Raw genomic sequence first — 22169 nt, forward strand, 5'->3', positions numbered from 1 at the left:
CCACTCGTCGCCCGACCACCGCACCCCAACGACGCCCTCCGGGCGGTCCCGCCTGTCGATCCCCGGCAGCGGCCTGGCCAAGGGGCTGGCCGTCACTCTCCGCACGATGACCAAGAGGACCGTCACCGAGCAGTATCCGGAAGCCCAGCCCGAGCTCCCGCCCCGTTCCCGCGGCGTGATCGGTCTGTTCGAGGAGAACTGCACGGTCTGCATGCTGTGCGCCCGCGAATGCCCGGACTGGTGCATCTACATCGACTCCCACAAGGAGACGGTCCCGGCGGCGGCCCCCGGTGGGCGCGACCGCAGCCGCAACGTCCTGGACCGTTTCGCCATCGACTTCTCCCTGTGCATGTACTGCGGTATCTGCATCGAGGTCTGTCCTTTCGACGCGCTGTTCTGGTCCCCGGAGTTCGAGTACGCCGAGACCGACATCCGTGACCTCACGCACGAACGCGACAAGCTCCGTGAGTGGATGTGGACGGTTCCGGCCCCGCCCGCCCTCGACCCCGGCGCGGAGGACCCGAAGGAACTCGTCGCCGCTCGCAAGACCGCCGACAAACTGGCCGCCCAGCAGGAGGCGGCCCGAACGGCCGAAACACACGCCGACGAGCAGGCACGCGCCGCTGAGCGGCCCACCCGCCCGATGGGCGACTCCAGGCAGCAGACGGACCAACCGATTCCGCCGCCGGACCGGCCGAGTCCTCCCGCGGACCGGCCCGGGTCGTCACCGGACCGGCCGAGTCCACCCGCGGACCGGCCCGAGCCGTCGTCGGACCAGCCCGAAGAGGAGGGCCGGGAATGACCCTCGCAGCGACCGTCGGCCACCTCGCCGTGGGCTCTGCGACCACGGCCGCCGAATCCCACGGTTTCCTCTCGCCGACCGGCGTGGAGGTCGCCTTCCTCCTCGTCGGCCTGGTCACCTTCGGCGCCGCCGTCGTCACCGTCACCACCCGGCAGCTCGTGCACGCCGCCCTGTGGCTGGTGGTGGCCCTCGGTGGCCTCGCCGTCGAGTACCTCCTGCTCACCGCCGAGTTCATCGCCTGGGTACAGGTCCTCATCTACGTCGGTGCCGTCGTCGTCCTCATCCTGTTCGGTCTGATGCTCACCAGGGCTCCCATCGGCCGGTCCCCGGACGCCGACTCCGGCAACCGCTGGGCCGCCCTCACCGTGGCAGTGGCCGCCGCCGCGGCCCTGGTGTGGGTCGTCGTCGACGCCTTCCGCACCACCTGGATCGACCTGGACGGTCCGGCCGCCGGCTCCACCGCCGTGACCGGCGCGAGCCTCTTCCAGAACTGGGTGCTCCCTTTCGAGGCCCTCTCGGTCCTCCTGCTCACCGCCCTGGTCGGCGCGATCGTGCTGTCCCGCAAGGCCAAGGCGGACGGCGCGGTCGGCACCGGCCGTACAGCCGACGCCGGCCGCCCACCCGGCACCGGCCGTACAGCCGACACGGGCCGCGCACTCACCCCGGGCGCCGCCCCCGACACGGGCCGCACCGCCGAAGCCGGCCGGCCGGCCGACCCGGACGGTGCCGACAAGGGTGGTGTCCGCTGATGCACCTCGCCTATCCCGCCGTTCTCTCCGCCCTCCTGTTCTGCACGGGCCTGTACGGCGTCCTCGCCCGTCGCAACGCGATCCTCGTCCTGATGTCGGTCGAGCTGATGCTCAACGCCGTCAACCTCAACCTCGTCGCCTTCGACGTCTGGCTCAGCAGGACCGCCGAGGAGACCCTGCATTCCGGCCAGGCCCTGACCCTGTTCACGATCGCCATCGCGGCCGCCGAGATCGGTATCGGCCTGGCGATCGTGCTCGCCGTCCACCGCAACCGCGGCACCTCGGACATCGACAAGCTCCGTGACACCGCCGAGGGCCACGAGCCAGACGGCCCCGGCACCGATGCCCCTGCGGCCGGGACCCCCGCCGAGAAGGCCGAGGCCACCGCGTGACCACGACCACCCTCGCCGTACTCGTCCCCCTCCTCCCCTTCCTCGGGGCAGCCGCCGGTCTCCTGACGGGCCGTGCGGCGCCCGGGTTCGTCCGCCCGCTCGCCGTCCTGCCGACACTGGCGGCTCTCGTCCTCGCCGTGCTGGTCGCGATCCGCCAGGGTGGCGACCGGGCCGTCGACGCCGTAACGGAGCTGACGCCCACGGGCTCGGTCCCCGTCGAGCTCGCCCTGCACATCGACGGCTTCGCCGCCCTTGTCGCCGTCCTGGTCGGCTCCGTCGCCACCTGCGTGCAGATCTACTCAACGGGCTACCTGCGCGACGACCCCCGCTACCCCTCGTACGCGGCGCTCGTCTCCCTGTTCACCTCCGCGATGTTCCTCGTCGTCTACTCCGGCGACCTGATGGTGCTTCTGGTCGGCTGGGAGATCATGGGCATCTGCTCGTACTTCCTGGTCGGCCACTACTGGGAGACCCCGGAGGCGCGCGCGGCCTCCCTCAAGGCGTTCCTGGTGACCAAGCTCGGTGACGTCCCCTTCCTGATCGGCCTGCTGGCGCTGGCAACCGACGTCGGCTCCTTCCGCATCACCAAGGTCCTCGGCGCGGTGGCCAGTGGCTCCCTCGACCACCCGACGCTGATCGCGCTGCTGCTCCTGGCCGGTGTGGCGGGCAAGTCGGCGCAGTTCCCGCTGCACACCTGGCTTCCCGACGCGATGGCGGGCCCGACGCCCGTCTCCGCGCTGATCCACGCCGCGACGATGGTCACCGCCGGTGTGTACTTCGTCGCCCGGCTCCTTCCGCTGTTCGAGGCCTCGCGGGCCGCGATGGTCGTCCTCGCCGTCATGGCCGCGGTCACGATGGTCGGCTCGGCGCTCGCCGCGCTCGCCCAGGACGACATCAAGCGCGTCCTCGCCTACTCGACCATCGGGCAGCTCGGCTACATGACGGGCGCTCTCGCCGCGGGCGACCGCGGTGCCGCCGTCTTCCACCTCCTCACGCACGGTGCCTTCAAGGCGCTGCTCTTCCTCGCCGCCGGAGTGGTCATCCACGCCGCCGGCACCAACTCGCTGGCCGCCATGTCCCGCATGCGGAACCTGCGCGACCGCGTCCCCGACGCCTACTGGACGATGACCGTGGCGCTGCTCGCACTCGCCGCGATCCCGCCCTTCAGCGGCTTCTTCTCCAAGGAGTCCGTCCTCGGTGTCGCGGAGCACGTCGTCACCGGCCACACCGAACACGCGCCCGGCGCCGCGGGCTGGACCGTCCTCGTCGCCGGCCTGGTCACGGCCCTGCTCACCGCCGCGTACGCGATGCGCCTGTGGCTGCTGGCCTTTCGCGGGCGGGGCACCGAGGCCCCCGACCACGGCAGGCAGCCGGTGGTCATGAACGCCGTGCTCTGGGCGCTCGCCATCCCGTCACTCGCCCTCGGCGGGCTGGCGTTCCGCCTGCTGCCCGACTGGTTCGACGGCCACGACCTCACCCCGACGCTCACCACTTCCGTGCTCGGCACGGGCGTGGCCCTGGTCGGCGGCATCGTCACCTACGCGGCCTGGCGCCACACCACGGCGCTCGCGGACCGCACCCCGCTGGGTGCCGTCGCGGCCCACCCGGAGGGGGACGCCGCCCTGGTGGAGGCCGAGGCCATCGCGAGCCACAAGCCCGCCTACGGAGACATCGCCTACGCCCCCGACCCGGCGGACCCCGGACGGCTCCTGCTGGGGCCGCTGCACCGGCACGCGGCCGTCGGCTTCCACCTGGACGCGGTGTACACGACCCTCTTCGTGCGGCCGGTCCAGGCCGGCGCGAGCCTCGTCCGGTTCCTCGACCGCGAGGTCGTCGACACCTACGTACGCGGGGCGGGCACCCTGCCCCGCTGGCTCGGGACCGCGGTACGCCGGGCCCAGACCGGCAATGTGCAGACCTATGTGAGCGCGCTGCTCGCCGGCACCGTCGTCCTCACGGTCGCCGCCGTCCTCGTCGCCACGGGAGCGTGAGCAGGCGTGATCGATATCAACGAGTCCGTGATGCAGTTCCTTCTCGCGTTGATCGTCGTCGGCCCGCTCCTGGGCGCCGTCGCCGCTCTCCTGCCGGCCCCGCCCGGACTGAAGGGAAAGTCGCCCGACCAGGCAGTCCTCCGGCACGGTGTCACCGTCACCGGCGCCGTCCTCATCGCCGCGATCGTCCTCGTGCTCGGCTTCGACCACGACCATCCGTCGAAGATGCAGGCCAGCACCGACATCAGCTGGATCCCCGCACTCGATGTGCGCATCCACCTCGGCATCGACGGCATCTCCCTCCCCCTGCTGGTCCTGACCGCGCTGCTGACCTTCCTGTGCGCGCTCTACTCGTACTTCAAGCAGCAACACGAACGGCTGACGCCGCGGGCGGCCGCGGGCCCGAGCCCGAAGGCATTCGTCGCGCTGCTGCTGGTCCTGGAGTCCGGCACGCTCGCGACCTTCGCCGTCCTCGACCTGATCCTGTTCTTCCTCGCCTTCGAGATGGTCCTCATCCCGATGTACTTCCTCATCGCCCGCTGGGGCGGCGAGGGGCGGGCCGCGGCCGCCTGGAAGTTCATCCTCTACACGCTCCTCGGCTCCGTCGTCATGCTGCTCGGCCTGCTCCTGATCGGAATCACGGCGGGCACATTCGACATGGTGGCACTCGCCACTGACAACGGCCGGTCACTGACCACGTCCGTGCAGGTCATCGCCGTTCTGGCGATCGGGATCGGGCTCGCGGTCAAGACCCCGATGTGGCCGCTGCACAGCTGGCTGCCCGACGCCCACACCGCCGCCCCGACCGTCGGTTCGGTCCTGCTGGCCGGTGTCCTGCTGAAGATGGGTACGTACGGGTTCGTCCGGATCCTGCTCCCGATCGCACCGGACGGCTTCCACGTCTTCGCGCCCTACCTCGCGGCGTTCGCCGTGGTCGGCATCATCTACGGCTCCCTGGCCTGCCTGGCACTGGCCAGACGGGGCGCGAAGGGCGACCTCAAGCGCCTCATCGCCTACTCCTCCGTCGGCCACATGGGCTTCGTCCTGCTGGGCATCTCGACGATGACCCCGACCGGCGTGAACGGCGCCCTGTTCGCCAACATCGCCCACGGCCTCATCACTGGCCTGCTCTTCTTCGTCGTCGGCGCGCTCAAGGACCGCACCGGCACCACCGACCTCGACACCCTCGCCGAGGAGGCCGGAGCCGCTCTGTACGGCAAGGCGCCGCGCCTCGGCGGCCTCCTCGCCTTCGCCGCGGTCGCCTCGCTCGGCCTGCCGGGCCTGGCCGGATTCTGGGGCGAGATGCTCGCCCTGTTCGGCGCCTTCGACCCGCACGACGACCTCAGCCGCCCCGCCTTCCTCACCTTCATGGCGATCGCCGCGTTCGGCACGCTGCTGACCGCCGCGTACATGCTGATCGTGGTCCGCCGCGTCTGCATGGGCGCGGTACCGCGGGAAGCCCCGAAGCTCACCGACGTACGCACGTACGAGTTCGCGGCCTGGACGCCGCTCGTCGCCCTCACCGTCGTCGCCGGCCTCTGGCCCAAGACCCTCCTGGGGCTGACCGACCCGGCCGTGCAGCAGCTCCTCTCAGGAGGCACCCGATGAGCTCCCCGGCCCAGCCCCTCACCGAGTCCCTGTCGCAGCCACTGGCACAGAGCCTGGCCCAGAATCTGGCCCAGAATCTGGCCCAGAACCTGGTCCAGTCCGTCGACTGGCTCGCCATCGCGCCGCCCACCATCGCGGCGGTCGTCGGACTCGTCGTCCTCGTCACCGACCTGTTCGTCAAGGACGCCCGGAAATCGGTACTCGGCTGGATCTCGGTCGCCGGACTCGCCGCCGCCGCGCTCATGCTGCTCCCCCTGGTGAACGGCGACCGCTCGACGTTCTGCCTGACCGGCGACGCCGACGTGTGCAGCTATACGGCGGACACCTTCACCCTCGCCATCCAGTTACTGGTCCTCGGCGGCGCCCTGCTGACCGCCCTGCTGTCGGTCACCGCCGTGAAGGACGCCGACCGCGGACTCCCCGAGGGCGAGTTCTGGTTCCTGCTGCTCTCCTCGGCGGCCGGCGCCGCCCTGCTGCCCGCCTCCCGCGACCTCGCGACCCTCATCGTCGCCCTGGAGGTCGCCTCCCTGCCCGCCTTCGCCCTCGTGGGCCTGCGCCAGGGCGACCGCCGGTCGTCCGAAGCGGCACTGAAGTTCTTCCTGTCCTCGGTCACCGCCACAGCGGTCAGCCTCATGGGCATCAGCTTCGTGTACGCCTCCACCGGCACCCTCTACCTCACCCAGGTGGCCGAACGTATCCAGCACGTCGACGGGCAGCTCACCACGCTCGCCCAGACCGGCGTCGTCCTCACTCTGGTCGGCTTCGCCTTCAAGACGGCCGCCGTGCCCTTCCACTTCTGGGTGCCCGACACCTACGTGGGCGCGCCCCTGCCGATCGCCGCCTACCTGTCCGTGATCGGCAAGGCGGTCGGCTTCTCCGGCCTGATCCTCGTCACGGTCATCGCCCTCCCGTCCTACGCCGACGTCTGGGGACCGGCGCTCGCGGCACTGGCCGCGCTCACCATGACCGTCGGCAACGTCGGAGCCCTCCGCCAGCAGGCCACGCGCGCGTACAGCGCGGTACGCCTGCTCGCCTGGTCGTCCGTCGGCCAGGCCGGCTACCTCCTGGTGCCGATCGCCGCCGCCGCGTACTCCGACGACCCCGAACGTTCGATCGGTTCCACCGTCGCCTACGCCCTCATGTACGCCGCGGTGAACCTCGGCGCCTTCGCGGTGGCCGCACTCGTGGGCCGTACGAGGTCCCTCAACCGCGTCGCCGACTACCGCGGCCTGTACGCGTCCCACCCCCTGACGGCCCTGCTCCTGGCCTTCTTCCTGCTCTGCCTCGCCGGACTGCCGCCCGGCATCATCGGCCTCTTCGCCAAGGTCACGGTCTTCTCCGCGGCCGTCGACGCGGGGCTCGGCTGGCTGGCCGTCGTCATGGCGGTCAACGTCGTCATCGCGCTGTTCTACTACCTCCAATGGACGGCCCTGCTGTTCCGGGCGCCCGAGGGCGAGGTCGTGAAGCACCGCGTACCGCTTCCCCTCACGGCCGCGCTCACCGTGACCGCGGTGCTCGCCGTCGCCCTCTCCGGAGCACCCCAGCTGATCCTGCGCTTCGCCGGCACCGGGCTTTTCTGAGCAGCGGCCGCTGTCGAGCACGACCGCGGCCCGGGAGTGCGGTACCCGGCCCGCACGCACGCGTGCGTGCCGCGTGCCGGGGCCGTCACCCGTACGGTGCACGCCCGCCGCCGTGCGTGCCAGGGAACTGGCGGCCTTCGCCTGGCGTTGACCAGTACAGAAGGGTCCACTGGACGTGATGCCACGGCACCGGTGGCATCGGAGACCAGGAAGCAACCACAGCGAGCGACACCAGCAAGCAAAGGGTTCCCCTGCTGCACCACTTGGAGGGCGTACCGTGCACCGCCGGCACAACGGGCTCAGGACCGCAGTACTCCTCGGGGGACTGTCCGCGCTCATCATTGTCATCGGCAGCTTCTTCGGCCGAGCGGGGCTCGTCGTCGCCGTCCTCGTCGCCCTGGGAACGAACGCGTACGCGTACTGGAACAGCGACAAGCTCGCGCTGCGCGCGATGCGCGCCCGCCCGGTCAGCGAGTTCGAGGCGCCGACGCTGTACCGCATGGTCCGCGAGCTCTCCACCCAGGCCCGCCAGCCCATGCCCCGCCTGTACATCTCGCCGACGGAGGCGCCGAACGCCTTCGCGACCGGCCGCAATCCGCGCAACGCGGCCGTGTGCTGCACCGAGGGCATCATGCGCCTGCTCGACGAGCGCGAGTTGCGGGGCGTCATCGGACACGAGCTCAGCCACGTCTACAACCGCGACATCCTGATCTCGTCCGTCGCCGGCGCCCTCGCCTCCGTGATCATGTTCCTGGTCAACTTCGCCTGGCTGATCCCCATCGGTCGGTCCAATGACGATGACGGACCAGGTCTGCTGGGCATGCTCCTCATCATGATTCTCGGTCCGCTCGCCGCCACCGTCATCCAACTGGCGATCAGCCGCTCCAGGGAGTACGAGGCCGACGCCTCCGGCGCCCAGCTCACCGGCGACCCGATCGCCCTCGCCGGAGCCCTGCGCAAACTCGAACTCGGCACGAAGCAGCTTCCGCTGCCCCCTGAGCCCCGGATCGAGACCGCCAGTCACATGATGATCGCCAACCCGTTCCGCCCGGGACAGGGGCTCTCGAAGATGTTCTCCACCCACCCGCCGATGGCGGAGCGAATCGCCCGACTCGAAAAGATGGCAGGTCGTCACCAGTGAAGACCATCCTCAACGTCGTATGGCTCGTGCTCAGCGGCTTCTGGCTGTTCCTCGGCTACTTGGTCGCCGGCGCGCTGCTCTGCATCACGATCATCGGAATCCCGTTCGGCATAGCGGCTTTCCGCATCGGTGTCTACGCGCTGTGGCCCTTCGGATACACGGCGGTCGAACGCCGCGGCGCGGGGGCGCCCTCCTGCATCGGCAACGTGCTGTGGCTGGTCCTCGCGGGCTGGTGGCTGGCCATCGGCCACATCATCACCGGCATCGCCCTGTGCGTCACGATCATCGGCATCCCGCTCGGAATCGCCAACTTCAAGCTGATCCCCGTATCACTGCTCCCGCTGGGACGCGAGATCGTGCGGACGGACCAGCCGTTCACGGCCACCGGCCCCACGCAGCGGACCGGCTGGTAGGAGCCGGCGCGCTGCCCCCTCCCAGGAGGCCCGGTCAACCGGAGGTCCGAAATCCGAGGTTTGAGAACTCCGGTTGGCCGACCGCGAGAGACCTCCTCCCGCCTACCGCGAAGCCCGTCGCTCCCGCACCCGCCGCCGCACCATGTAGGCCACCACGCCCACCGCCAGCACACCCACGCCCGCCATCACCGAAACCACCGGCAGGGAGAAGGCGAGCACCCCGCACCCGATCAGCCCCAGCGCCGGCACGACCCGCGCCGTCCTCGACGGGCCCAGCGTCCAGGCCGACGCGTTGGCCACGGCGTAGTAGGCCAGCACACCGAAGGACGAGAAACCGATCGCGCCCCGCACGTCCACGGTGGCGGCCAGGACCGCGACCACCGCGCCCACAGCCACCTCCGCCCGGTGCGGCACCTGGAAACGCGGGTGCACCGCGGCCAGCGCTCCGGGCAGGTGACCGTCCCGGGCCATGGCCAGCGTGGTCCGTGAAACGCCCAGGATCAGCGCCAGCAGCGAGCCGAGCGCGGCCAGGGCGGCACCCACCCGCACGACCGGCGCCAGCCCCGGCACACCGGCGGCCCGCACCGCGTCGGCCAGTGGCGCCGTCGCCTGGCCCAGACCGTCCGGGCCCAGCACGGAAAGGACAGCCACCGCGACGCACCCGTACACCGCCAGCGTGATGCCCAGGGCCAGCGGGACAGCGCGGGGAATGGTGCGCTCCGGGTCCCGGACCTCCTCGCCGAGGGTCGCGATGCGCGCGTACCCGGCGAAGGCGAAGAACAGCAGACCGGCCGCCTGCAGGACCCCGGCGACACCGCCCGACAGCCCGATGTCCAGCCGTCCGACGTCGGACCGGCCCGATCCCAGACCTACCGCCACCACGGAAGCGAGAACGGTCAGTACGACCGCCACGATCGTCCGCGTCAGCCAGGCGGACTTCTGGATTCCGCCGTAGTTCACCGCGGTCAGCGCCGCGACGGCCGCGACCGCCACCACATGCGCGTGCTCCGGCCAGACGTACGCGCCCACGGTGAGTGCCATGGCAGCACAGGAGGCCGTCTTCCCGACGACGAACGACCAGCCCGCGAGATATCCCCAGAATTCCCCGAGCCTCTCGCGCCCGTAGACGTACGTGCCGCCCGAAGCCGGATACCGGGCCGCCAGCCGTGCCGACGATGTGGCGTTGCAGTAGGCGACGACAGCGGCCAGGGCGAGGCCGAGCAGCAGCCCCGACCCGGCCGCGCGGGCCGCGGGTGCCAGGGCCACGAAGATCCCGGCACCGATCATCGAACCGAGCCCCACCACCACGGCGTCGCCCACGCCGAGGGTGCGCCGCAGTTCCGAACCCGCAGGTGTCATGCGTCGCACCCTACTGATCAGCGCAACCACCGGGCGCGCTCGGGACGTCCTCTCCACCAAGAGCAAATGAACACGCGCGGAGGAACGAGCCCACAGGACTGGGACAGCGCAGCGAGAAAGGGCAGGGTCACGGCATGACCGTCATCAGCTGGATCATCCTCGGACTGTTGGCCGGAGCCATCGCCAAGTTCCTGCTGCCGGGCCGCGACCCGGGAGGGCTCGTCGGCACGACCCTCATCGGCATCGTGGGCGCGTCCGTCGGCGGTTGGATCTCGGCCCGCTGGCTGGACCACCCGATTAGCAAGGACTTCTACGACGGTGCCACCTGGGCGGCCGCGATCGGCGGTTCCCTGGTCCTCCTGGTCGCCTACCGGCTCCTGTTCGGCAACTCGCGCGACTGAACGCGCCGGGGCCGCGGCCCCGGCCGACGAATCGTCGGACGAGGAAGGAGGGCGGGCACCGTCGGGTGCCCGCCCTCCTTCCTCATGCCGCGGCAGGGCGCGCGTTGCCGCGCCGCCGGCTCAGCAGGTCACCGGTAGTTCACGAACTGCAGCGCGAAGTCGAAGTCCTGGCCCTTCAGCAGGGCGATCACGGCCTGCAGATCGTCCCGGTTCTTGGAGCTGACCCGCAGCTCCTCGCCCTGAACCTGGGCCTTCACGCCCTTGGGGCCCTCGTCGCGGATGAGCTTCGCCACCTTCTTCGCGTTGTCCTGGGAAATGCCCTCCTCGATCGACGCGAAGATCTTGTACTCCTTGCCGGAAAGCTGGGGCTCGCCCGCGTCCAGAGCCTTCAGCGAGATACCTCGCTTGACCAGCTTGGACTGGAAGACGTCGAGGACAGCGCTCACCCGGTCCTCCGAGTTCGCCTCCATGAGGATCTTCTCCCCGGACCAGGAGATCGAGGCGCCCACGCCCTTGAAGTCGTAGCGCTGCGAGATCTCCTTGGCGGCCTGGTTGAGGGCGTTGTCGACCTCCTGCCGCTCGACCTTCGAGACGATGTCGAAACTGGAGTCGGCCATGTCCTGTGGCTCCTTGTATCTGGGTGCGTGTCGGGCCGCGTATCGGGTCCGTACCGGCATACAACGGCGGCCGCCGAGCCCGGTAGGCGCCCTCGGCCGCATCCGGACAAGCCTAGCCACCCGCCGCCCCCGAGCGGCGATCAATCAGGTGGCGAAGCACCCCCGCACATCAGGTATTGTTTACGTCGTTGCCACGGAGCACCGCCGAAAGGCGGTTCGAAGGGCAGCGAACCCCGGCGGTGTGCCCGAGCGGCCAAAGGGAGCAGACTGTAAATCTGCCGGCTCAGCCTTCCCAGGTTCGAATCCTGGCGCCGCCACACGGGAACGAAGGGCCCCGTGACCTGCTGTTCATGCAGGTCACGGGGCCCTTCGTCATGTGCTGCTCCAAAAGGGTGCTCGCGTTCGGGGGAGACTGGTGTCATGGTCTCGTCCTCCCGTCGCAGAACCTGCCCCGAGTGCCGTCGTGAGATCGCCGTCGTAGCGGGGCGGTACGCGCGTCACGATCCGTCCGGTGCGCGGGGGAGCGGCGAACTCGTGTCCTGCCCGGGTTCGCGTCGGCCGGCGCAACTCGGTGCGGTGCAGCCGTCCCTGGACGGGTACGCGGTCCCTGACTTCCCCGGGCAGCTGCCCCTCTTCTGACCGTACGCTCAGGCGCCCGCGGCCCGCGTTCTCAATTCCCGGCCACCGACTTCACCGCCACCGACACGGGCGCCGAACCGCTGATCAGCTCCAGGGTCAGGCCGCTCGTGGCCGGGGTGTCGACCAGTTCGGCCAGTACGGCGGCCACGTCGTCGCGCGGGACAGGGCCGCGGCCGGTGTGTGCCTCCAGACGGACGAGGCCGGTGCCGGCGTCGTCGGTCAGCGCGCCGGGGCGAAGGATCGTCCAGTCCAGCTCGTCCAGTGTGCGTACGTACGCGTCGGCCTCGCCCTTGGCACGCTGGTAGACGTCGAAGATCTCGTCCCCCTCGTGATGTGGGTCGGCACCCATGGAGGACACGACCACCAAGCGCCCGACGCCCGCCCGGACCGCCGCGTCCGCGAAGAGGACCGCCGCCGCCTTGTCCACCGTGTCCTTGCGGGCCGCTCCGCTCCCGGGGCCCGCGCCCGCCGCGAAGACCGCCGCGTCGGCGCCCCGCAGCCGTTCCGCGACCTCCTCCACCGAGGCCGACTCCAGGTCGAGCACGAGCGGTTCGGCTCCGGCCGCACGGAGATCCTCGGCCTGCTCGGCCTTGCGGATGATGCCCGCCACCTCGTCACCGCGCGCGGCGAGCAACCGCTCCAGCCGCAGCGCGATCTGACCATGACCACCAGCGATGACAATGCGCATGCCTTCGACCGTACGCCCCGACGGTCGCACTCGCCGCACGACTCCGGCCGTATCCGCGGGGCCCCGTCCGGTCCTACGTGACCTCACCGGTCCTGCGTGACCTCACCGGTCCTACGTGACCTCTCCCGTCCCGCGTGCCTCGCCCGGCGGCACTCAGGGTCCTGGAGGGCCCCGGGGTCCACCCGGCAAGGCCGCGCGCCTCCCGCCCCGTCACGGAGCTTCCCCAGGCCCTCCCGGCCGCCCCTCGTGCCCCCCGCCGCGCCCCTGTCGAGGCAGCCCCAGGTCCTTCCCGGCTGTCGAGTCGCCGTACTCCCGTACCGCGCTGGTCCGCGCCACCACGCGCCCCCGGTGCACCACGATCCGGCTGTACGCCAGGGAGAGCGCCCCCGCCAGCCGGTCCCCGCGTACCGCGAGGAGTTCGGCCGGGAAGCCCGCCTCCACCCGTACCTCGGGCAGGCCCAGGGCCGCTCGCGGCGCCGCGCTCACAGCGTCGTACGCGTCCTCGGGGCGCAGCCCGTGGCGCGATGCCAGCAGGTACGCGGCCTCCAGGGGGTCACCGCGCCCCACGGGGTTGGACACGTCCCGAAGCGCACCGCTTCCGGCGGCGACGCGTACGCCGGCCGCGCGCAGCAGCCGTACCGGAGCCGTGCCGTCGCGGGGGTCGACCGCGCCGCAGGCGCCCTGGGGCAGGCACACCACCGTCACCCCGGCCGCCGCGAGCTGGTCCGCGGCCCGGGACGCCGCGTCGGCGGGCAGCCGGCCCAGGCCGTCGCAGGGGCCGAGGGTCACCCCGGGGCGCAGCCCGCCCGCCATCACCGCCAGCCGGGCCAGCCGCGCCGGGTCGGCGGCGTCCGTGTGCAGGTCGACCGGGCAGCCGTGTTCGGCGGCGACCTCCAGGACCGCCTCGACGTACCCCGTCGGATCGGGGTCCAGGTCCGGACAGCCGCCCACCACCTCCGCGCCCATCTTGACCGCGTCCCGCAGCATCGCCAGCCCGTCGGCCCCGGCCACTCCGGTCAGCACCCTGGGCATGGCCACCGCCGTCAGCTCGGCCAGCCCGCGCAGCGACCGCCGCGCCCGCAGTACGGCGGTCAGCGCGCCCAGCCCCGGAACGTCGCCCACGCGCACGTGTGCCCGTAGCGCGGTCGCCCCGTGTCCCAGCTGGAGCAGGACGGCCTCGGTGGCCCGGCGCTGGACGTCCAGGGGGTCGTACGAGACGGGGCCGGGGGTGTCGGCCGTCAGCGCCGTGTCGCCGTGGACGTGGGGCTCGGCGGGGGCGGGGAGGAGCAGGTAGCCGGTGAGGTCCACGCGGGTGCCGGAGCCGGACGTTCGAGCCGCCGTCAGGCTGCCGGCCGTGCCGACCGCCTCGATGCGCCCGCCGTGCAGCCGTACGTCCACGGTCCGGCCGTCGGTGAGCCGCGCCCCGCACAGCAGGAGCGAGCCACGGTCGGCGGGGCCCGAGGGGGAGGGCGAGTGGGGCGGCTGCGGCTGGCTGTCGGGCATCGCGCTCCTCTGGGCTCGGGGCTGCGCAGTGGGGGACGCAAGATCACGCAGAGTGAGTCGAGCCTAGGACGGTGATCAGCCCGTGGCGCGGAGGAGCGCAATAGTCGTACCGGTGCGGTCCTGCGGTCCTGCGGTCCTGCGGTCATGACGGGACCCGTCCGGGCCTGCTGGGGTTCGGGCGGGCCCCGTCATGGCGTACGCGAGGAGGGACCGACGGGCCCGGGGGCGGGGCGGGGCAGGGGCGGCGAAACGGATTTGGGCGAACGGCGGGCGACCGTGTAATGTCTTCATCGCTCGCCCCAATAGCTCAGTCGGCAGAGCGTCTCCATGGTAAGGAGAAGGTCAACGGTTCGATTCCGTTTTGGGGCTCTGGTGTGAGAGGTTCCCGCCGCAAGGCGGGGCCCGATCGCATCACAGCGGTGTAGCTCAGTCGGTAGAGCAAGCGGCTCATAATCGCTGTGTCACCGGTTCAAGTCCGGTCACCGCTACTTTCAGTAGCCGATTGCGGGGTCGGTCCTTCAATCGGCTACTCTTTTCTGCGTTAACACCATCAATCCGTTCGTCAAGGAGTGCACTCACGTGGCTGCCACCGACGTCCGCCCGAAGATCACGCTGGCCTGCGTGGAGTGCAAGGAGCGGAACTACATCACCAAGAAGAACCGGCGTAACAACCCGGACCGACTGGAGATGAAGAAGCACTGCCCGCGTTGCAACGCGCACACCGCGCACCGCGAAACGCGATAGAAACAGGCTCGTACACGAGGCCGTCCCCAAGGCTTGGGGGCGGCCTCGTGTCGTTTGGTCAGCGGTGCCAGAGGTGGCACCTACAGCCCGGAGAGCAGCAGGAGGTTGCGAGCCCATGGCGCTCGACCAGTCGTTCGTGGGGCGGACCTATCCGCCGACCGCGCCCTACGAGGTGGGCCGGGAAAAGATCCGCGAGTTCGCGGAGGCAGTGGGCGACGCCAATCCGGCGTACACGGACACGGAGGCCGCGAAGGCGCTCGGCCATCCGGACGTGATCGCTCCGCCGACCTTCGTGTTCTCGATCACGTTCAAGGCGGCGGGTCAGGTCATCGAGGACCTGCAGTTGGGCCTGGACTACAGCCGGGTGGTGCACGGCGACCAGAAATTCGCCTACGCCCGTCCGGTGCGCGCCGGTGACCGGCTCACGGTCACCTCCACCATCGAAGCGATCAAGTCGATGGCGGGCAACGACATCCTGGACATCCGCGGCGAGGTGCACGACGAGGCCGGCGAGCACGTCGTGACCGCCTGGACCAAGCTCGTGGCCCGCGCGGCCGAGGAGGCGTGAGTCGTCCCATGACGCAATCCACGACGCATTCAGCTGCGCACTCCACGACGCAGGGCACGGCGTCTTCCGCGACGGCGAAGGTCGCGTACGGCGACGTCGAGGTCGGCACCGAACTGCCCGCGCGGAGTTTTCCCGTGAGTCGCGCCACTCTCGTGCGGTACGCGGGTGCCTCCGGCGACTTCAACCCGATCCACTGGAACGAGAAGTTCGCCAAGGAGGTCGGCCTGCCGGACGTCATCGCGCACGGCATGTTCACCATGGCCGAGGCGATCCGCGTGGTGACCGACTGGACCGGCGACCCGGCCTCGGTCGTGGAGTACGGCGTCCGCTTCACCCGGCCCGTCGTCGTCCCGAACGACGACCAGGGTGCCGTGATCGAGGTCACCGGCAAGGTCGCGGCCAAGCTCGACGACAACACCGTCCGCGTCGACCTGACGGCCACCAGCGCCGGACAGAAGGTCCTCGGCATGTCCCGGGCGGTCGTACGACTCGCCTGACCTGGCTCCCGTAGCCGGTCGGCAGGGCATTCGGTAAGGGGCGTTCGCCATTGAGGGCGCCCCTTACCGCTGCTTACCGCTGTGTCGAAGTGGCCGGGGCCACGTCCTTGACGTAGTTAGTGATTGAGCACTAACTTACCCGTATGGTCAGGATGAGCGCAGAGGAGCGGCGCGAAAGCGTCATCCGTGCGGCGATGAGCGAGTTCGCCCGGGGCGGCTACTACGGCACGTCGACGGAGGACATCGCCAAGCGGGTGGGGGTCTCTCAGCCGTACCTCTTCCGGCTCTTCCCGAGCAAGAAGGCGATCTTCCTCGCGGCGGCGGAACGCTGCCTCCAGGACGTGCGCCGGGTCTTCGAGGTGTCGTCCGAGGGCCTGCGCGGCGAAGAGGCTCTGCACGCCATGGCCGAGGGCTACACGCAGCTGATAGCCGACCAGCCCGAGAAACTGCAGATGCAGTTGCAGGTGTACGGCACGGTCGCGGCGGCGGAGGCGGCGGGGGACCACGAGTTCGGCGAGATGGTCCGCAAGGGCTGGATGGAGCTCTGGGACGCCGTACACCTGCCCTTGGGCGGTAATTTCGAGGAGACGACGACCTTCATGGCGTTCGGCATGCTCGTCAATGCCCTGGCCGCCATGGGTTTCCCTCCTGACCACCGGGTCTGGGAGGGGCTCTACATCTCGGCGCGGGTCAAGCAGGGCCGCGAAGACGCGTAGGGATGCAGGTGGCAGGGGGCAGAGGATCGGGGGTCGGGGGTGAGCGCTCCGCTCTCGTCTGGCCGCAGAAGTTAGTCATCAATTACTAATCGACGTGCCGACCCAGCACCAGCAGGCACCGACTACAGCGAACCGAAAGCACTGGACACCCTCTGGGGGAGAGATGTCACAGCGGAAGGCACGTCGCGGGGGAGCAGGCTGGGCCCTCGTCATCACCAGCGTCGCCGGTTTCATGGCGGCCCTGGACAATCTCGTCGTCACCACTGCGCTGCCCTCCATCCGTGAGGATCTGGGCGGCGGGCTGCACGACCTGGAATGGACCGTGAGCGCCTACACGCTCACTTTCGCCGTGCTGCTGATGTTCGGCGCGGCCCTGGGCGACCGTTTCGGCCGCCGCAGGCTCTTCGTGGTCGGTCTCACCGTCTTCACCGGCGCCTCCGCCGCCGCGGCCCTGGCGCCCGGGATCGACTCGCTCATCGCCGCCCGCGCGGTCCAGGGCGTCGGTGCGGCGATCATGATGCCGCTGACACTGACCCTGCTGACGGCAGCCGTACCCGCCGAACGGCGCGGAATGGCGTACGGGATCTGGGGCGCCGTCAACGGGCTCGCCGTGGCCTCCGGTCCGCTGGTCGGCGGCAGCCTCACCGAGCACATCTCCTGGCAGTGGATCTTCTGGCTGAACGTTCCGCTGGGGCTGGCCCTGCTGCCGCTCGCCCGTCTTCGCCTCGCCGAGTCGTACGGCACCGGTGCCCCGCTCGACTTCGTCGGCACCCTGCTCGCCAGCGGCGGACTCTTCGGCATCGTCTACGGTCTGGTCCGCGGACCCGTCGACGGCTGGACCGGCCCCGTCGTGCTGACCGCCCTGTTCGCCGGCGCCGCGCTGCTGGCCGGCTTCGTCCATCACGGCATCAACAACAAGAACCCCATGCTCCCCATGAGGCTCTTCCGTTCCCGGGCCTTCTCCGGCATCAACGCGGCGAGTCTGCTGATGTTCCTGGGGATGTTCGGCTCGATCTTCCTGCTCAGTCAGTACATGCAGCATGTACTCGGCTACACGCCCACCGAGGCGGGCCTGCGCATGCTGCCCTGGACCGGCATGCCGATGCTGGTCGCTCCGATCGCAGGCATCCTGTCGGACCGGATCGGCGGGCGCCCCGTCGTCGCCACCGGGCTCTTCCTCCAGGCGGCCGGCCTCGGCCACCTCGCCTTGGTGATCACGGCCGACGCCTCCTACGCCGTCCAGCTGCCCGGTCTGATCCTCAGCGGGATCGGCATGGCCCTGTTCTTCGCTCCCGCCTCCGCCCTGGTGATGTCCAGCGTCGTCCCGAAGGAGCAGGGCATCGCCTCCGGCGCCAACAACGCCTTGCGCGAGGTCGGCGGCGCGCTCGGCATCGCGGTCATGTCCTCGATCTTCGCGGCGCAGGGCGGCTACGAGTCGGGGCAGTCCTTCGTCGACGGGCTGCGGCCCGCTGTCGCGGTGGGGGCCGGGTTGGTGGCCCTCGGGGGCATCTCGGCCCTGCTGATCCCTTCCCGCCGCCGGGACGGCCAGGCGGCGGCGGACGAGCACGGGTCGGAGCCGACGGCCGGACCGGCGCTCGTCCCGACCGGGGGAAAGGCCTCCCGCTGACCGCCTGATACCCGAGTGGTGGCGCACGAGTGGTGACGCGCGGGAGCAGCGGCGCATGAGAGCCGACGCGCACGAGCAGCGACGTACGAGACCCGAAGGAGCCCGACATGCCCGCCTTGCCCTGGACCATGCCGAACCGGCCGCCACAGGCCACGCAGGTCCACGCCCCCGCCTCCCGCGGGCTGGCCGGTCAGATGCGGGGCTCGAAGTTCGCCTCCTGGCCGGCGTCGAGCGATGAGCCACCGGTGAGCTGGGCGGAGGTACGACGGCGTCTGACGTGAGGCCGGTACGGGACAGCGGATGTGGAAGAGGAACGCCCCGGCCGGCCGGTCGGGGCGTTTCCCGCTGCCCGGGGTTGTCGGTGCCGTCTCGTACTCTTGGGCGCGTGCAGGAACTCCATGACGCCCCCCTCGCCCCGCTGACCACCTTCCGGCTGGGAGGACCGGCGACCCGGCTGGTCACGGCCACGACCGACGCCGAGGTGATCGCCGCCGTCCGCGAGGCCGACGACACCGGCACGCCCCTGCTGCTCATCGGCGGCGGATCCAACCTGGTCATCGGCGACAAGGGCTTCGACGGCACCGCCCTGCACATCGCCACGCGCGGCCTCTCCCTCGACGGCACGACGCTGGAGCTGGCGGCCGGCGAGATCTGGACCGACGCCGTCGCCCGCACCGTCGAGGCCGGACTCGCCGGTGTCGAGTGCCTGGCCGGCATCCCCGGCTCGGCGGGCGCGACGCCCATCCAGAACGTCGGCGCGTACGGCCAGGAGGTCTCCTCGACGATCACCGAGGTGATCGCGTACGACCGCAGAGCCGGCGGGACGGTCACCCTCACGAACGCCGACTGCGGCTTCGCCTACCGGCACAGCCGCTTCAAGGCCGAGCCCGAGAGGTACGTCGTCCTGCGCGTCCGCTTCGAGCTGGAGGACGCCGACGGGCTCTCCGCGCCCCTCCGCTACGCCGAGACGGCCCGCGCCCTCGGTGTCGAGGCGGGCGGGCGGGTACCGCTGACGGCGGCTCGCGACACCGTGCTGAAGCTGCGTGCCGGGAAGGGCATGGTCCTCGATCCCGACGACCACGACACCTGGTCGGCCGGGTCGTTCTTCACCAACCCGATCCTCACGGACGAGGAGTTCGCCGCCTTCCGTGCGCGCGTGGAGGAGCGACTCGGTGACGGCACCGAGCCGCCCGCCTTCCCGGCCGGGGAGGGCCGCCTCAAGACCTCCGCGGCCTGGCTGATCGACAAGGCCGGCTTCACGAAGGGGTACGGCACCGGGCCCGCCCGCATCTCCACCAAGCACACCCTCGCCCTCACCAACCGCGGCGAGGCGACCACGGAGGACCTGCTCGCCCTGGCCCGCGAGGTCGTCGCCGGCGTCCGCGAGGCCTTCGGTGTCACGCTGGTCAACGAACCGGTGACGGTCGGCGTCACCCTCTAGCCGGAGCCGGAGCCGGAGCCGGAGCCGGAGCCGGAGCCGGAGCCGGAGCCGGAGCCGGAGCCGGAGCCGGAGCCGGAGCCGGAGCCGGAGCCGGAGCGTCAGTAGGCGATGCCCACGCCCTGTTTCACGGTCCCCGCGTCCTCGGTCATCGCGAGCATCGCGTGGGCCACGTCCGCGCGGCCCACGAAACGGCCCTTGGACGGGAAACCACCGGTCTCCGTCCGATACCGGCCGGAGACCGGCCTGTCCTGCAGGCGCGGCGGCCGGACGACCGTCCAGTCGGTCGCGCTGCGCGCCACATCGGCCTCCATGGCGCGCAGATCGTCGTAGATGTCCTTGAGCACGGCGGAGACGACTCCGCGAACCCCCCGGTCCAGCAGTCCGGCGCCCCGTGGCTCGGGCCCCACCGGAGCGGCGCTGACGACGAGCAGCCTGCGCACGCCCTCCGCCTCCATCGCGCCGAGCACCGTCCGGGTCAGCCGCGTCGCGACCCCGGCGTCGGCGCGGCGGCGGGCGCCGAGCCCGGACAGCACGGCATCCCGCCCGGCCACCGCCGGCCGCACCGCCGCCGGGTCGCTCAGATCCGCGCGGAACACCTCCAGCCGCTCGCCGGTCACGGACAGCCGCGCGGGATCACGTACGACGGCGGTGACCCGGTGCCCGGCGTCGAGCGCCTGCCGGACGACCTCCTGGCCGATGCCCCCGGTGGCACCGAAGACGGTGATCTTCATGGCGTACTCCGTTCCGCACGGCGGTTTGGCCGCGCTCCGGTGAGCGAGCGCGCAGGGATGACGGGGTGGGTGAGTGCTCACTCACCCACCCCTCCTCTAGAGTGAGTAAGTACTCACCCACTAGTCAAGCCCCGACGGGAGCAGCCATGCCGTCCGACAAGCCGGCCCGGGAGCGCATCCTGGACGCCGCCCATGAGCTGATGCTGACCGTCGGGCTCGCCCGTACCACCACGAAGGAGATCGCCAGGGGCGCCGAATGCTCCGAGGCCGCGCTGTACAAGCACTTCGCGAGCAAGGAGGAGCTGTTCATCGGCGTCCTCTCCGAGCGGCTGCCGCGGCTGACCCCCCTGCTCCGGGGCCTCGCCGCCGAGCCGGGCACTGCCTCCCTCGAAGAGAACGTCACGGAGATCGCCCGCCAGGCCGCCCTCTTCTACGAGCAGAGCTTCCCGATCGCCGCCTCGCTCTACGCCCAGACGGAGCTCAAGCGACGGCACGACGACGCGATGCGGGAACTGGGCACCGGGCCGCACCTGCCGATCGAGGGCCTCGACGCCTACCTGCGGGCCGAGCAGGCCGCAGGGCGCGTCCGCGCCGACGCGGACACCTTCGCCGCCGCGTCGCTGCTGCTGGGCGCCTGCGCGCAGCGGGCGTTCGCGTACGACGCGACGCGCGGCGGCGTCCCGCCGGCGGACGACTTCGCGCGGCGACTGACCCGGACGTTGCTCGCGGGGATCGGCTGAACGCTGTGTCGAGTGCGGGCGGGCCGGATGACACGGCGCGCGGCGTGCCTGCCGCCTGTCCCACGCCCGGCCTCGCTCGAGCGGCGGCCTACGCCGCCATCCAGTCGTCCACTCCCGCCAGCAGCTTCCGCTTCACGTTCTCCGGGGCGGCCGATCCCCGCACCGACTGCCGCGCCAGTTCCGCCAGCTCCGCGTCCGTGAACCCGTGGTCCTGCCGGGCGATCTCGTACTGGGCGGCCAGCCGGGACCCGAACAGCAGGGGATCGTCCGCGCCCAGCGCCATGGGCACCCCCGCCTCGAACAGCGTCCGAAGCGGCACGTCCTCCGGCTTCTCGTACACGCCCAGGGCGACGTTCGACGCCGGGCAGACCTCGCACGTCACCTGCCGGTCCGCCAGCCGCTTCAGCAGCCGCGGATCCTCCGCCGCCCGCACCCCGTGCCCGATCCGGTCGGCCTCCAGGTCGTCCAGGCAGTCCCGCACGGACAGCGGCCCGGTCAGCTCGCCCCCGTGCGGCGCGGACAGCAGCCCCCCGTCCCGCGCGATCGCGAACGCCCGGTCGAAGTCCCGGGCCATGCCCCGCCGCTCGTCGTTGGACAGCCCGAACCCGACCACACCCCGGTCCGCGTACCGCACCGCGAGACGGGCCAGCGTCCGCGCGTCCAGCGGATGCTTCATCCGGTTCGCGGCGACCAGCACCCGCATCCCGATCCCGGTGTCCCGGACCGTCGTCTCCACCGCGTCCAGGATGATCTCCAGCGCCGGAATCAGCCCGCCCAGCCGCGGCGCGTACGACGTCGGGTCCACCTGGATCTCCAGCCACCCCGAACCGTCCCGCAGATCCTCCTCCGCGGCCTCCCGGACCAGGCGCTGGATGTCCTCGGGCTCCTGGAGGCAGGACCGCGCCGCGTCGTACAACCGCTGGAAGCGGAACCAGCCCCGCTCGTCCGTCGCCCGCAGCTTCGGCGACTCCCCGCGGCCCAGCGCCTCGGTCAGCGTCTCGGGCAGCCGCACACCGTGCTTGTCGGCCAGTTCAAGCAGGGTCGCGGGGCGCATCGACCCGGTGAAATGCAGGTGGAGATGGGCCTTCGGCAGTGCGGAGACATCACGTACACGTGGGGGGTGCGGGGGGTGTTCCCGTGAGGAGTGCTGCATTCCGTGATCCTGCCGTACGACACGCCCGGCCCGACAGCACTTTCCCCGTACGTGGTCTTGCTCGCACAA

At 71.1% G+C, this 22169-nt stretch carries 24 protein-coding genes and 3 tRNA genes; 21 read left to right on the top strand and 6 right to left on the bottom strand.

Annotation, left to right across the window (positions count from 1 at the left end; genetic code table 11):
- The first annotated feature begins 106 nt into the window (after positions 1 to 106).
- From QC283_RS32845 to QC283_RS32880, 8 genes are all read left to right on the top strand, one after another.
- The gene (locus QC283_RS32845) at positions 107 to 802 is read left to right on the top strand and encodes a NuoI/complex I 23 kDa subunit family protein (RefSeq protein ID WP_279565455.1); all 696 of its coding nucleotides are present in this window, start codon (positions 107 to 109) and stop codon (positions 800 to 802) included.
- Positions 799 to 1551 carry an NADH-quinone oxidoreductase subunit J family protein gene (locus QC283_RS32850; RefSeq protein WP_279565402.1) on the top strand — a complete coding sequence of 251 codons (753 nt, stop codon included), beginning with the start codon at positions 799 to 801 and terminating at the stop codon, positions 1549 to 1551. The genes QC283_RS32845 and QC283_RS32850 overlap by 4 nt, the downstream gene beginning before the upstream one ends.
- On the top strand, positions 1551 to 1943 hold the full coding sequence (nuoK, locus tag QC283_RS32855) for an NADH-quinone oxidoreductase subunit NuoK (RefSeq protein WP_279565403.1): 393 nt from the start codon (positions 1551 to 1553) through the stop codon (positions 1941 to 1943). The genes QC283_RS32850 and nuoK overlap by 1 nt, the downstream gene beginning before the upstream one ends.
- Positions 1940 to 3934, top strand: coding sequence for an NADH-quinone oxidoreductase subunit 5 family protein (locus QC283_RS32860; protein WP_279565404.1), 1995 nt, complete (start codon positions 1940 to 1942; stop codon positions 3932 to 3934). Before nuoK ends, QC283_RS32860 begins: the two co-directional genes overlap by 4 nt.
- Positions 3935 to 3940: 6 nt before the next feature.
- Complete coding sequence (locus tag QC283_RS32865) at positions 3941 to 5542, top strand: complex I subunit 4 family protein (RefSeq protein ID WP_279565405.1); 1602 nt, start codon at positions 3941 to 3943, stop codon at positions 5540 to 5542.
- Complete coding sequence (locus QC283_RS32870) at positions 5539 to 7122, top strand: NADH-quinone oxidoreductase subunit N (protein WP_279565406.1); 1584 nt, start codon at positions 5539 to 5541, stop codon at positions 7120 to 7122. The genes QC283_RS32865 and QC283_RS32870 overlap by 4 nt, the downstream gene beginning before the upstream one ends.
- Positions 7123 to 7399: 277 nt before the next feature.
- Positions 7400 to 8263: a zinc metalloprotease HtpX gene (gene htpX, locus QC283_RS32875; protein WP_279565407.1), complete on the top strand. Its 864-nt coding sequence runs from the start codon at positions 7400 to 7402 to the stop codon at positions 8261 to 8263.
- Entirely contained in the window at positions 8260 to 8676 is a 417-nt protein-coding gene (locus tag QC283_RS32880) for a YccF domain-containing protein (protein WP_279565408.1), read from the top strand. Before htpX ends, QC283_RS32880 begins: the two co-directional genes overlap by 4 nt.
- 102 nt (positions 8677 to 8778) lie before the next feature.
- On the opposite strand, the gene QC283_RS32885 is transcribed toward QC283_RS32880, so the two are convergent.
- On the bottom strand, positions 8779 to 10035 hold the full coding sequence (locus QC283_RS32885; protein WP_279565409.1) for an APC family permease: 1257 nt from the start codon (positions 10033 to 10035) through the stop codon (positions 8779 to 8781).
- 134 nt (positions 10036 to 10169) lie between these two features.
- Here QC283_RS32885 and QC283_RS32890 point away from each other — a divergent pair, with 134 nt between their 5' ends.
- Positions 10170 to 10436, top strand: a complete 267-nt coding sequence (locus tag QC283_RS32890) for a GlsB/YeaQ/YmgE family stress response membrane protein (protein ID WP_279565410.1) — start codon at positions 10170 to 10172, stop codon at positions 10434 to 10436.
- A 128-nt stretch (positions 10437 to 10564) separates the two neighbouring features.
- Here the strand turns inward: QC283_RS32890 and QC283_RS32895 are convergent, their stop codons facing one another.
- Positions 10565 to 11053 (bottom strand): YajQ family cyclic di-GMP-binding protein, encoded by a 489-nt coding sequence (locus tag QC283_RS32895; RefSeq protein WP_279565411.1) that lies wholly within the window; start codon positions 11051 to 11053, stop codon positions 10565 to 10567.
- Positions 11054 to 11288: 235 nt separating this feature from the next.
- Here QC283_RS32895 and QC283_RS32900 point away from each other — a divergent pair.
- Both QC283_RS32900 and QC283_RS32905 read left to right on the top strand, forming a co-directional pair.
- A tRNA-Tyr gene (locus tag QC283_RS32900) sits at positions 11289 to 11370 on the top strand.
- 103 nt (positions 11371 to 11473) lie between these two features.
- On the top strand, positions 11474 to 11692 hold the full coding sequence (locus QC283_RS32905; protein WP_279565412.1) for a hypothetical protein: 219 nt from the start codon (positions 11474 to 11476) through the stop codon (positions 11690 to 11692).
- Positions 11693 to 11723: 31 nt separating this feature from the next.
- Here the strand turns inward: QC283_RS32905 and QC283_RS32910 are convergent, their stop codons facing one another.
- Positions 11724 to 12380 (bottom strand): NAD(P)H-binding protein, encoded by a 657-nt coding sequence (locus QC283_RS32910; protein WP_279565413.1) that lies wholly within the window; start codon positions 12378 to 12380, stop codon positions 11724 to 11726.
- Between the two features lie 210 nt (positions 12381 to 12590).
- Positions 12591 to 13883 (bottom strand): hydrolase, encoded by a 1293-nt coding sequence (locus tag QC283_RS32915; RefSeq protein ID WP_279565414.1) that lies wholly within the window; start codon positions 13881 to 13883, stop codon positions 12591 to 12593.
- Between the two features lie 296 nt (positions 13884 to 14179).
- Between QC283_RS32915 and QC283_RS32920 the strand changes: the two genes are divergently transcribed.
- From QC283_RS32920 to QC283_RS32960, 9 genes are all read left to right on the top strand, one after another.
- Positions 14180 to 14252: transfer RNA gene (locus QC283_RS32920), tRNA-Thr, on the top strand.
- Between the two features lie 46 nt (positions 14253 to 14298).
- Positions 14299 to 14371 (top strand) — tRNA-Met (locus tag QC283_RS32925).
- Between the two features lie 91 nt (positions 14372 to 14462).
- Positions 14463 to 14627, top strand: coding sequence for a 50S ribosomal protein L33 (gene rpmG / locus QC283_RS32930; RefSeq protein WP_003948671.1), 165 nt, complete (start codon positions 14463 to 14465; stop codon positions 14625 to 14627).
- Positions 14628 to 14742: 115 nt separating this feature from the next.
- A complete protein-coding gene (locus QC283_RS32935) occupies positions 14743 to 15195 on the top strand; it encodes a MaoC family dehydratase N-terminal domain-containing protein (protein WP_279565415.1) in 453 nt (150 codons plus the stop codon).
- An 8-nt stretch (positions 15196 to 15203) separates the two neighbouring features.
- The gene (locus QC283_RS32940) at positions 15204 to 15692 is read left to right on the top strand and encodes a MaoC family dehydratase (RefSeq protein WP_279565416.1); all 489 of its coding nucleotides are present in this window, start codon (positions 15204 to 15206) and stop codon (positions 15690 to 15692) included.
- Between the two features lie 143 nt (positions 15693 to 15835).
- Positions 15836 to 16408, top strand: a complete 573-nt coding sequence (locus tag QC283_RS32945; RefSeq protein ID WP_279565417.1) for a TetR/AcrR family transcriptional regulator — start codon at positions 15836 to 15838, stop codon at positions 16406 to 16408.
- A gap of 163 nt (positions 16409 to 16571) precedes the next feature.
- Entirely contained in the window at positions 16572 to 18035 is a 1464-nt protein-coding gene (locus QC283_RS32950) for an MFS transporter (protein ID WP_279565418.1), read from the top strand.
- Positions 18036 to 18142: 107 nt separating this feature from the next.
- A complete protein-coding gene (locus tag QC283_RS32955; RefSeq protein WP_279565419.1) occupies positions 18143 to 18316 on the top strand; it encodes a hypothetical protein in 174 nt (57 codons plus the stop codon).
- A gap of 104 nt (positions 18317 to 18420) precedes the next feature.
- Positions 18421 to 19476, top strand: a complete 1056-nt coding sequence (locus tag QC283_RS32960; protein ID WP_279565420.1) for a UDP-N-acetylmuramate dehydrogenase — start codon at positions 18421 to 18423, stop codon at positions 19474 to 19476.
- Between the two features lie 98 nt (positions 19477 to 19574).
- Here the strand turns inward: QC283_RS32960 and QC283_RS32965 are convergent, their stop codons facing one another.
- Positions 19575 to 20207: an NAD(P)-dependent oxidoreductase gene (locus QC283_RS32965; RefSeq protein WP_279565421.1), complete on the bottom strand. Its 633-nt coding sequence runs from the start codon at positions 20205 to 20207 to the stop codon at positions 19575 to 19577.
- A gap of 146 nt (positions 20208 to 20353) precedes the next feature.
- Here QC283_RS32965 and QC283_RS32970 point away from each other — a divergent pair, with 146 nt between their 5' ends.
- Positions 20354 to 20947 (top strand): TetR/AcrR family transcriptional regulator, encoded by a 594-nt coding sequence (locus tag QC283_RS32970; protein WP_279565422.1) that lies wholly within the window; start codon positions 20354 to 20356, stop codon positions 20945 to 20947.
- 88 nt (positions 20948 to 21035) lie between these two features.
- Here QC283_RS32970 and QC283_RS32975 read toward each other — a convergent pair whose 3' ends face one another.
- On the bottom strand, positions 21036 to 22100 hold the full coding sequence (locus tag QC283_RS32975; protein ID WP_279565423.1) for an adenosine deaminase: 1065 nt from the start codon (positions 22098 to 22100) through the stop codon (positions 21036 to 21038).
- Between the last annotated feature and the right edge of the window lie 69 nt (positions 22101 to 22169).

The sequence above is a fragment of the Streptomyces sp. DH41 genome, assembly GCF_029813785.1.
Lineage (GTDB): Bacteria > Actinomycetota > Actinomycetes > Streptomycetales > Streptomycetaceae > Streptomyces.